Here is an 11,032-nt window from a genome sequence, read left to right as displayed (position 1 = left end):
GGGGAAACCCGCCTGATAAGTCACGGTTGAAAAGAATGTCCGTATTCCGTTGTGCCGCTTGAATCGGCTGCTCTGCGCCCTGAAAAAACAACGGGCGCAGCCGGGGGCCTGGAGAGGCTTCCGGTAGGCTTGGAAAATTAAGGGATTTGCGGGGCGGGGGGTGACATGGGAAGCGGGGACAAGGGAAATGGGGAATGGTTCCGGACGGAGGCGCGTCGAGAGCAAATAATACACTTGTGAGGACGTGGCTTGCTCTCGTCAGGGTCTTAAGGTCGATGATGTTCTTATGCTTGGGATGGGTTATGTACACCCTTCTCAAGGATATCCGTGCCGACGGCAACCAAATAGGCACCATAAGAGGGTTCTATTTCAACGATCACGATGGAACCTTCCTCATACTCCTTGATTGTTTTATCAGAAAAGCATGACAGTTTGGTATTTTGTTGCAACTGGGTATCACTTATTTCATAAGCGTATTTTAGCAATGATTTTACCGCACTCAAACTTTCAGTAGAGTGTTCCGAATGAATAGCTTGAGCAACGTTTATTATATTGCCTTCTTTAATATCTGTGACGCGCATTTTATTGTAATCCTACCACCTGTATCTTGGTCGTATTGCCTTGCGTTGATATTTCGGTAGTCAGCGCATCATCCGCCACGGCTATCGATACCAATGTTTTGTCGTGAAACGTGCTGGACAGCATAAATATATTCACCGTCACTTACTTTATTTTTTAATCTAGCCAAACGTCATTGCTTGGCCCATGAAATCGGTACCCAAATGGTAGACCAAGGTATTTGACCAAGCCTGAACCATTGACCGCGACATGTTGGAGATGTACTGACTGCAGGTTTTCCGTATTTCCATAATAGCGATCTGTCGTGATCCACCAGGCTGACATATGTTCAGGAGATAGATAGCGGCCCCCCGCAGCCGGATCCCCTTCATAACTCCGTGTAAAATGAGGATACTTTTTTCAAAGGACGGCGCAACATAGTCTACGCCGTTTTTGGCGCATATCATGTATTGCTCTTTTTCTGCGCCATTTATGAAGTTAATACACAACTAACTTGTGACTACTTTAAAACCATCCATAATCTCAGCGTCTGACGCATGCAACATCCAATCAGTGCTATCGATTGCACGAATAAAAATTACACAATCCTGAAACTCATCATTCAACAATCTTTCCACATCCACTTCTTCAATACATGAGACCGCCACGATTAAACAGTCGACTATATAGTCAATACACTGGGAAAATCTCAATATATCCTCCCAGCCTTGAACAAGTCCTTTGGGCAGGTAACGAATACGATTCTGAAATCCGTCAATCGACTCATCATTTGGCAAATTTGCAACGCCATCAAATTCGATAATTAGCCATATCCAATCATTGGCGGGTACTTTTCTTAATAAGTCTTGTAGCTCGATACGGCTACCATTTTGTCGATACATCGGCACTTCAAACATATTCACACTCCATTCAGTTCTGTAATGGCCGAGCGGGACCGTGCTTTGGCGTCCCACCCGTAGGATTTGGCAAGTACGGATGTTCATGAGGGTTGGTATGGTTATCGGGCCTTCCGTGATCTGTAAAGTCTATATCTTTGACCGGACCTCCACTGGCGGTCCACTCCCTGCCTTGATCATACTTCCCGCGCCGACCTTCTTTCTGACCAAGTTGAGTATGCGCACCCTCAGCTTCTGGGTCTCGAATTGGATTGCCGTTTTGATCTCTCGGTAATTTGCGATCAGGAAAAGCGCTTTTCTTCCGCTCGTCTTTGGCGCTCTCATTATAGTAGGTTGTAGTACGAGGTACGTCCGACATCTGTGTGGTCGAGGCTCCTAGGGATCCGAAATCTCCTCCACCCATCAACTGGCCCCCTCCATCCCCTTTCATTGCGGTGCTCACGGTTGCGGCGGCTGCCAGTGCAGTAAGCGCATAGAAAGCAGGGACGATAAGAAAGGCGAAACGCCCATCCGGATCTACGTATTTGTAGGGATTGTTATTCGCATAGGTGTAGCGATTGAAACTGTGCAGATTGGACGCCTGAAAGTCGACCGGATCGACCCCCATAAAGCGCCCCAGCACCGGGTCGTAATAGCGTGCCCCCATATACGACAAACCCGTTGCGTCATCGAACGGTTTGCCGTGAAATCCGATCTTATTACTACTGCTTGGCGCTGATTGGTTCAGCCTCTCCCCGTAAGGCTTATAGTTTTCCTTCCACAGCAGGTTGCCCGTTGCGTCGGTAGCGGCCATCGGGCTGCCGGAAATATCGTTGTGAAAATAAGTGACAGTATCGGCCATTGCGGCGTTGTTAAGCATCAGCGCCAGTAACAGCACGCCGATTCGTTTGCCCAACTTCTTTATCGTATCCATTGAGGTAATTCCTTTACCTGTGTTCATGGGCTTACCTGCTGTGCTACACGTTTATCGCCCAAGTAGAAGTATTCGGTGAGTGTGCCCCCGTCCAGTTCGATCAATTGTTTGCCATTTGAGTCGTATATCTCGTACACCTTGCCACTGGCCTTGACCACAGCACTACGATGGTTGAGGCCGTCATAGCTGTATTCCACTTTGGCCGCCGGGCTGGCGCAGTTGATACAGACCAGATTGGGCACATCGTTATAGGTGTAGGTGCTGTCTTGACTGCTGCTGACGTTGCCGTAAGCATCGTAACCGTAACTGTCAGTTCTAAAACCGCTCACACTACTCAGCCGATTATTGGCGTCGTAGGCATAGGTCAGGCTGGCTTGGCCCAAGGTCTGGTTGATCAGGTTGCCGCCGCCATCATAGGCAATGCTGCCTTGACCCCAGAGACCGGCGACACCGGTCAAACGGTTAATCCCGTCGTAGTCCAACGTTCGGTTAAAACTCGCGTCGACATCGTCACTGACAGTTTTGAGATTACCGGTGCCGTCATAGGTATAGTTGCTGCTGAGGTGAGTCGCTGTGAAAGGCGTTTCCGTGATGAAGCTGGCTGGCCAGAGACGGCTGTTTTGTCCGTAGCGGGAGACGATACCGTTGTTATACGTAATGCTTTGGATCAGGCCAGACGGCCAGTATTGAACAGCACTGATATAACCAGAAATACTGGTAGGGCGGCCCAAGGCATCCGGGACATAGTTCACCATACGTGACGACTCTGGATAAGTGATGCTGCTCAGGTTGTCGTTACCGTTATAGGCAAAGCGTGTAGTGAACACTCGGCCATCCAGTGCCAAGCTGTCCTGAACCAGGTTGTCCGCCGCATCATAGGTAAAGCTACGATTGCCACCAGCGCTGTTACTACTGAGCAACTTGCTGTTTTTGTTGTAGGTATTGGTGATGGCCGGAGTGGCATCGGGGTAGACCGTGGAGGTCAGTCGATTGAGTTCGTCATAAGTGTATCGGGTGGTGCCCGATGCACCCACCTGCTTGCTCGTCAGATTGCCTGCGATGTCACGCCCATAGGTGGTTACGCCGGTTTCCGGATTGGACACGCTGATGAGGTAGTTGTGTGCGTCATAGCCATACGTGCGTGTAAGCCCCGCCTGGGTGACCGAGGTCATCAAGTCATTGGCGCCGCGTTCGATGGTTACGTTGACCGAATTTTCCGGTGTGGTGATGGCCATCAGCAGTTGCTGATCGGGGTCACCATATGATCGATACGTATAGGTGGTGAGGTTGCCGCGCTCATCAGTCACGGAAGCAGTAGCCGGGCCATAACTGTAAGTCTGGAACGTTCCATCAGCATTGGTCTGGCGGGTCAGACGATTGAGCGCGTCATAAAGATAGCTAGTTCCGACCGTCTCCCCCGGGTTGGACTCGAAGGTCTTACGCCCCAGGCCATCGTAGCTGAAGGTGCGGGTAATGCCGGCCAACGTAATGCCGGTAGTCCGGCCAAAGTTATCGTACTGCGTGGTCTCAACCAACGGACCGCGGGTTGAGGTTTTGCTGATGGGCGTATAGGCAATGCTCCTGGGGTTGCCAACAGGTGGAATGACCGAGGTAAGCCGGTTGATGCCATCATAGGTATAGAGAGTGGTTTTACCTTCACCATTGGTGTGTGCGCTGATGTTGCCAGCATCGTCGACCACGCGAGTGATGGTGATGTTTTCCGGAAGGGTCTCGGTTTGAGCAATGCCACGCTTGTAATTGCTGTAAGTGTAGACGCGGCCACCGGGCAGGGTTTGGCTGGCGATATTGCCTTGGGTATCGTAAGTGAAACTGACGATGACACCCTCGCGGGTTTCCGTCAGAACGTTACCATTAGCGTCGAAGGTGCGGGTGAGCGATTTACCTGGAGAGGTTTCGCTGGCGATCTTGCCCAGAATCCATCTCGCAGGATCGTTGAAGTAAGTATAGGTGGTGGTACGCGAGCCGCCATTGGGGCCGGTTTCTACTCTAGTGCCGGGATTACCATACACATCATAGTTCGAGTACGACGTTACATAAGACGCGCCGTCGATTATTGTTGTCTTCTGTGCTAAATCGGCGGACCAGACATTGTCGTCGTACACTATTCCGAGCCCAACGACTGAAGTTTTTAGTGGAACCAATACTCTTGGAATATAACCAAAATCTTGAGATTTACCCAGAGGGAAATCAACCTTGAATAACTGCCCAATTGTCCAGCCGACGTTTTGGCTCTGGTAATTTACCCCTTGATTGACTACAACGTAGCTATGACTCATAAAACTGTAGGTTGTTGTACCTTCAGGGCCAGCAACCGTAGTAGTATCATATTTCCCAATACTTCCTAAGGCGTATCCGTATTTCCATTCTGCTCCGCTCGATTGGGTTTTGCCATTAATGCGCTCGCGATAAACCTTGGCTGAGTAGGTCTGTCCAGGGGCATACATGGTGATTCGATCGGTTACCCAACTATATGAGTAACGTGTGATTCCTCCTCGGGGATTGGTCACTGCAGTAAGCTTTCTGCTTATGATGGTCGACTGATTAAGAGGAGAATAGGTATCTACCCTGCTCTTAATGGTTAAAAAGGGGCCTGGAGCATATGAAAAACTCCAAGACTCGCCACTTGGCAGTAATACTCTGTTCAAGACAGTTGAATTATTTGCATCTTGATTTAGATATTCGTAGCTCCAGATACGCGATCCGTCAGTGATCGACAAGAGTTTTTGCGTTACCGGATCGTATTGAAAGTTTATTCTACGACCATCACTTGCGACCACGGAATTTATTTTCACGTCACCGCGATCGAAGTCATATAGCGTTGATGATCCAATTCCGGGGAACCTTTTCCCTGGCACCGCGTAAGGCGTCGTCGCTGCAGGGCGATATTCGTAGGTTAGCGTATTCCCATTAACATCTTGTGCAGATTTTGCTACAAGGTAACCTTCAGCTCGATTCGGCGCCTGATAGATAGATTGGTTACTGACTAACAACACGTCGGTGTCGGCAATTATAAAATTCCCATAATAACGATCCCGATCAACGTTTCCAAAATTGTAAATTGTGCCATCTGGAGAGGTTGTTTTTATAGTTCCGCCTATACAGTCCAGTTTCCAACCGCCTTTCGAATAAGCTTTTTTCTCGCCAGCAGCATAAAGTAATTCTTGCTGACCATTTGGAAGTTCCAGAACCGGATTTTCTGAACCACCGTTCCAACTTGTCACGTCGCTGCCACGACATATACGTAAAAGCAAAGAGTCAGACGTAGATGTTTCCGCCGGATCTTCCGGGGTCTGCTGTCGAGTAATTTCGTTGTATCTGAACCTAATCCTAGGTGCGACCCCAAGACTCCAGCCAGGACCAAGCGCGGTCCATTTGTAAGACATGTTATAGGTGGAAAGCAGGCCAGCTGATGAGGACTGCATATCGTATGTTCTCCACACCTCGATATTCAATCCGCCATTACCAGGCAGAGCAAGATCTTTTTGTTGAATAGTGAGATTGCCGCTTCTGAAATCCACCTCACCCTCTTGGCCTTCAAACTCTCTATCATTTACCGGGGGTCGCTGATCTGTAGTTGCCGTGTTGAAAACAGCTGCACTTGATGCGATAGGGGAAAAACACAAAAAGATTAAATAACCGAGTATTACGGATGTCGCTGATTTAAATTTCCCGCCCACATCAGGTATAGCGTACAAAAACGTGAGCAGGCAAGATGATTTTTTCGACGAGCTTTTTTCTTTCATTATACACAATTCCATTTGTTATAAATTTTTCCGCCAGACTTGATCGCGCCCAGCTAATAGTTAAGGCGACTCGGTAATAAGTAATTTAGCCCGCTTATTGCGCTTATAACCTTCAACACCTTCGCTTACCTCCAATACGAAGAGAGTAAGTGAAATTTAAATTTAAAAAACTGAAGAACTGTTTCGTGGCACTACTAGAGCAGGATCTTCTGAGTTATTTCCGCACTCTTAAAACAACGCAGATCAGCACGTAAAATTACAGGAGGCCCAACTTTGAACAGAGTTTTACTTAGGGTAAAGTCGGACGATTCCGAGGTCTTCGTCGTATAAATCTGATGGATCGCTGACTGCCCCAGTCAGTAATCATCTCCCTTATCTGCATCGCCTGCCCGACATGTATTGTTAAAGGCCAGCAATCCATATCCCTTTAATTTGCAGGACGTTTCCTAGACAATCCTTCGGCCTTGCGCCTGCTCAATCCACTGGCTAGCCTTCGCTTCGTCGCTGCATATCAGCGATCGGGTGTGAGATCCCGTGTATGAGCAGGCGCCATGCGCTACAACCGTTTATGGCGGCTATGTGCGGGCAGACTTCGGTCTGGCCGGGTCCTGTTTTCCGGTATCTCACCCCGCACATAGCTGCCACCTTTTGACGTGTGAGATCGGCAAAAGAATGGCTCCCAATCCAAGCAGGAGCTTCACGCATGAGCAAAATTGTTCCCGATCCACCCTATCCCGTTTTTGTTGCCCACGAAGACCTGAGTTTCGAAGACGCCATCGCCAACATTTCCTCGCTGCTACGCTGCGCCGCCACCACGGCCACCGAAACCGCCGAAGGCCTCAAAGGCGCCCGACGCGACATGGCCTGTTCGACCGCGCACTTGATCGACATGGCCCGCACCCTCGCCGACCGCGCACTGGATTGCCTGCAACCCGGCCCCGCCAGCACCCCATAACCCATGTGGGAGGGGGCTTGCCCCCGATGCGGTGGGCCAGCCAATTGATCGTTCCCACGCCCCGCGTGGGAATGCCGCCTAGGACGCTCCGCGTCCCGCCGACAACTCAATGCGTACAGGTGACGCGGAGCGTCACGGGATGCATTCCCACGCGGAGCGTGGGAACGATCAAAAGCCCCCTCCCACAGTTGGCCTGTGTCGCCTGTCTGAATGCATCGATGACTGCTCGGAAAGTGGTACAACAGGGGTTTGCGCCAATCCTTATCGGAGGCCTGCACGCATGACGTCCAAACTCGAACAACTCAAGCAATTCACCACCGTGGTCTGCGACACCGGCGACCTGGAAGCCATCAGCCGCCTGCGCCCGGTGGACGCCACCACCAACCCTTCTCTGCTGCTCAAGGCCTCGGCCATCGCGCATTACGGCGATATCCTGCGTAGCGCGCTCGACCTGTCCAAAGGCGATCTGGGCCTGGCCTGCGATCAGTTTTCCGTGGCGGTGGGCTGCGGCATTCTCAAGGTGATTCCGGGACGCATCTCCACTGAGGTCGATGCACGACTGTCCTTCGATGAAGACGCGCTGTGGGCCAAAGCCAATCAGTTGATCGCCCTCTATGACCAGGCCGGGGTCGGTCGCGACCGCGTGCTGATCAAGCTGGCATCCACCTGGGAAGGGATCCGCACCGCCGAACGCCTGGAAAAAGTCGGCATCCAGACCAACCTGACCCTGCTGTTCTCGTTCGCCCAGGCCCAGGCCTGCGCCGATGCCGGTGTGTTTCTGATTTCACCGTTCGTGGGCCGCATCTACGACTGGTATCGCAAGCACACCGGCCTGGACTACACCGGCGCGGACGACCCGGGCGTGCAGTCGGTGACACGGATCTACAACTACTACAAGGCCAACGGCATTAAGACGGTGGTCATGGGCGCCAGCTTCCGCACCCTCAGCCAGATCGAACAGCTGGCGGGCTGTGATCGCTTGACCATCAGCCCCGAGTTGCTGCAAAAACTCGATGAAGACCAGGGCACCCTCGATCGTAAACTGGTGCCCGGTGCCGCCGGCGAAGCGCGCCAGTCCATCAACGAGGCGCAGTTTCGCTGGGCCTCCAACGAAGATGCGATGGCCACCGAAAAACTCGCCGAAGGCATCCGCCAGTTTGCGCGTGACCAGGAAAAACTCGAAAAGGTACTGGCTGCGCTGTGATGCCCCCTATCGCCACCGTTACCGATACAACTTCGGCGTTGCACGGGCCTGTGGCGAGGGAGCTTGCCTTGCACTGTAGGAGCGAGCTTGCTCGCGAAAAACGTCAACGATAACACGTGCATCCTGGATGAACGCGGTGTCTGTGAGTTCTTCGCGAGCAAGCTCGCTCCTACAGTGGAGAGCAACCCACTCGCCACCGTATAAGGCATCAAGCCGGCTTTTGCTCGCCCAATGTGCGAGCTGCCAACGCCCCCAAAACCCCGCCAACAATCGGCGCCAGCCAGAACACCCAGAGCTGCGAAAGGTACTCACCTGCGGCAAATAATGCTGGCCCGGTGCTGCGTGCCGGGTTGACCGACGTATTGGTCACCGGGATCAGCACCAAGTGAATCAAGGTCAGCGCCAGGCCAACGGCAATTGGCGCAAAGCCCGGAGCAGCCCCCGGTGCAGTCACACGCATAATGATGAATACGAAGAAGAACGTGGCGATCAGTTCAGCCAACAGTGCGGCCTTCAGGTCAAAGAGGCCTGGGCTCAGGGGGCCGTAACCGTTGGCGGCAAAACCACCCACAGTGAAACCAGGCTGCCCGTTGGCAATCAGGTACAGCGCCGCCGCGGCAGCAATCGCCCCAGCAACCTGCGCCGAGATGTACGGCAGCACATCACCGGCAGCGATCCGCCGCCCTGCCCATAGGCCAATAGTCACCGCCGGGTTGAAGTGCCCACCGGAGACACCCCCGACCGCGTAGGCCATGGTCAGTACAGTGAGACCAAACGCCAGCGCAACACCCACGAAACCAATGCCCAACCCAGGAAAGGCCGCCGCCAGAATGGCGCTGCCACAGCCGCCGAACGTCAGCCAGAAAGTACCGATAAACTCGGCGATCAAACGCTTTTGCACAATCGACTCCATTGCTGTTCATGCCGTCACCACGGGAGGTGGGCGGTCCCGCGAGACGGTAGCAATGGGCATTGATGGCTCCTGTAGGAATTGTCCGGTTTTAGTCAGGCGCCGGATCAGCGATGTCCGGTGTCTGGGCAAACTATCCAAATCTGTAGCACCGGTGGATACGCTGTTGGTTTTGTGTGGGAGGGGCTTGCCCGACTAGGGAGAGTCAGCAAGTGCATCAGTGACTGACACACCGCCATCGGGGGCAAGCCCCCTCCCACATTTGGATCGGGGTCGACACAAAATACCGGTCGGCTCTAAGGCCGCCGCGCTTTTGCTTTTGATCTGGGCGCCCCGTTAAACCACGCTGGCACAGCGAGCCCAGGCGAGGTGCCGAGTGGTGGGGCAAGAGCGTTTTGCTTACTTTTGCGCTTTTCAAAAGTGAGCCGCTGTAAAAGCGGAACCCTAAGCAGCCATCACCGCAGAAACGGATATGTACTCGGTCCAATCCAACATCCTGGTCGGCCCAGAGGCCGCCATCGGGGGCAAGCCCCCCTCCCACAAGGGATCTTCGCCAACTGTGAGCTGGTCTAATAGTCCCGGACACCTCAATAGGTGAAACTACACCTATTGAGGAGTATTCCATGACCAAGAAGTACAGAAAATTCGACGCCGCTTTCAAGCTAAGAGTCTGCAAGATGATTGTTGACCAAGGCCTGAGCGTGAACTCCGTTTGTACCGATTTAGACTTGAGTGACACTGCCGTGCGCCGCTGGGTCCAGCAGTACCAAGCCGAGCAGTTAGGTGGTACAGGGATTGGTAAACCGTTAACCAGCGAGCAACAGCGTATTCGTCAGCTTGAGCAGCAGATCCGCGAGCTGAAGACTGACAACGATATATTAAAAAAAGCTACGGCCTTCTTTGCCCGCGAATTGAAGTGATCCACCAATTGGTTCACCAAATGCAATGCAAGGCCTACCCGGTAATACGTATCTGCCGGGTTTTGCGGATCAGCCGTTCGGGGTTCTATGAAGCTCGTCAGCGGTCTTTTAAGCCAAAAGCTGTCTGTCCGGTTGCAGCTCAGGTCAAAGCTACGTTCATGACCAATGAGCACTGTTATGGCAGTCGTCGGGTGATGAAAGCACTGCGTAGCGATGGCGTATCCATTGGGCGGCACAAGGTCCGTCGGCTGATGAAACAACAGGATTTACGCCCGATCTGGAAGCGCAAGTTCGTTCATACCACCAACAGTAATCATAATTTCCCGGTAGCTGAGAACCTGCTCAACCGCCAGTTTAACCCCGAGCAGATCAACCAATCATGGGTTGCTGACATCACTTATATTCGCACTCGAAGCGGCTGGCTGTACTTGGCGGCTGTCATGGATTTGTATTCACGCAAGATCGTAGGCTGGTCCATGGCTCCGCATATGCGCGCAGAGTTGGTGTGCAGTGCTATGCAACTAGCCATCACACAGAGGCAGCCTAAACCGGGTCTGATCGCGCACTCAGATCGGGGCAGCCAGTATGCAGGCGCTACTTACCAAGCCATGCTGACACGACATGGCTTGCGCTGCAGCATGAGCCGCAAGGGCAACTGCTGGGACAACGCAGTCATGGAACGTTTCTTCTTGAACCTGAAGATGGAGCGTGTTTGGAGGAAGGACTATGCCAATCATGATGAAGCAATCAGGGACGTCACGGATTACATTGTGCGGTTCTACAATGAACGACGAATGCATTCATCGTTAGACTATTTGCCGCCCAATCAGTACGAGCGGCAAACAGCCTGAAAACACCGATTGAGGTGTCCGGAAAAAGTTGACCACCTCA

General features: G+C 52.4%; 8 protein-coding genes. 3 read left to right on the top strand and 5 right to left on the bottom strand.

What is annotated here, in order from left to right; translation table 11 throughout:
- Positions 1-284: 284 nt before the first annotated feature.
- The 4 genes from BFP93_RS28340 to BFP93_RS29200 form a co-directional block, all read right to left on the bottom strand.
- Positions 285-581: a hypothetical protein gene (locus BFP93_RS28340; protein ID WP_141687962.1), complete on the bottom strand. Its 297-nt coding sequence runs from the start codon at positions 579-581 to the stop codon at positions 285-287.
- 486 nt (positions 582-1,067) lie between these two features.
- Positions 1,068-1,475 (bottom strand): hypothetical protein, encoded by a 408-nt coding sequence (locus BFP93_RS10140; protein WP_065892971.1) that lies wholly within the window; start codon positions 1,473-1,475, stop codon positions 1,068-1,070.
- Between the two features lie 13 nt (positions 1,476-1,488).
- Positions 1,489-2,415: an RHS repeat-associated core domain-containing protein gene (locus BFP93_RS29205; RefSeq protein WP_256095195.1), complete on the bottom strand. Its 927-nt coding sequence runs from the start codon at positions 2,413-2,415 to the stop codon at positions 1,489-1,491.
- A complete protein-coding gene (locus tag BFP93_RS29200) occupies positions 2,412-6,152 on the bottom strand; it encodes a hypothetical protein (protein WP_256095194.1) in 3,741 nt (1,246 codons plus the stop codon). The genes BFP93_RS29205 and BFP93_RS29200 overlap by 4 nt, the downstream gene beginning before the upstream one ends.
- A 703-nt stretch (positions 6,153-6,855) precedes the next feature.
- On the opposite strand from BFP93_RS29200, the gene BFP93_RS10125 reads away from it, so the two are divergent.
- A complete protein-coding gene (locus tag BFP93_RS10125; RefSeq protein ID WP_065892970.1) occupies positions 6,856-7,107 on the top strand; it encodes a DUF6124 family protein in 252 nt (83 codons plus the stop codon).
- Positions 7,108-7,387: 280 nt separating this feature from the next.
- Entirely contained in the window at positions 7,388-8,311 is a 924-nt protein-coding gene (gene tal / locus BFP93_RS10120) for a transaldolase (protein ID WP_065892969.1), read from the top strand.
- Between the two features lie 208 nt (positions 8,312-8,519).
- On the opposite strand, the gene aqpZ is transcribed toward tal, so the two are convergent.
- Positions 8,520-9,224, bottom strand: a complete 705-nt coding sequence (gene aqpZ / locus BFP93_RS10115) for an aquaporin Z (protein WP_065892968.1) — start codon at positions 9,222-9,224, stop codon at positions 8,520-8,522.
- 620 nt (positions 9,225-9,844) lie between these two features.
- On the opposite strand from aqpZ, the gene BFP93_RS10105 reads away from it, so the two are divergent.
- Positions 9,845-10,992 (top strand): IS3 family transposase gene (locus tag BFP93_RS10105; RefSeq protein ID WP_122582746.1). Its coding sequence is split into 2 segments (ribosomal slippage): positions 9,845-10,100 and positions 10,100-10,992, totalling 1,149 coding nucleotides; the frame shifts between segments, so codons are not numbered across the junction.
- Positions 10,993-11,032: the final 40 nt, after the last annotated feature.

It is taken from the genome of Pseudomonas sp. 44 R 15 (assembly GCF_900004965.1).
Taxonomy (GTDB): Bacteria; Pseudomonadota; Gammaproteobacteria; order Pseudomonadales; family Pseudomonadaceae; genus Aquipseudomonas; species Aquipseudomonas orientalis_A.
Note: the sequence above shows the minus strand (reverse complement) of the source record. Positions and strands in the feature narration are given on the sequence as shown.

Coding starts and splice junctions, on each gene's coding strand:
- aqpZ (WP_065892968.1), bottom strand. CDS start 9,224: ATGGAGTCGATTGTGCAAAAGCGTTTGATCGCCGAGTTTATCGGTACT.
- BFP93_RS10140 (WP_065892971.1), bottom strand. CDS start 1,475: ATGTTTGAAGTGCCGATGTATCGACAAAATGGTAGCCGTATCGAGCTA.
- BFP93_RS29200 (WP_256095194.1), bottom strand. CDS start 6,152: ATGAAAGAAAAAAGCTCGTCGAAAAAATCATCTTGCCTGCTCACGTTT.
- tal (WP_065892969.1), top strand. CDS start 7,388: ATGACGTCCAAACTCGAACAACTCAAGCAATTCACCACCGTGGTCTGC.
- BFP93_RS28340 (WP_141687962.1), bottom strand. CDS start 581: ATGCGCGTCACAGATATTAAAGAAGGCAATATAATAAACGTTGCTCAA.
- BFP93_RS10125 (WP_065892970.1), top strand. CDS start 6,856: ATGAGCAAAATTGTTCCCGATCCACCCTATCCCGTTTTTGTTGCCCAC.
- BFP93_RS29205 (WP_256095195.1), bottom strand. CDS start 2,415: ATGAACACAGGTAAAGGAATTACCTCAATGGATACGATAAAGAAGTTG.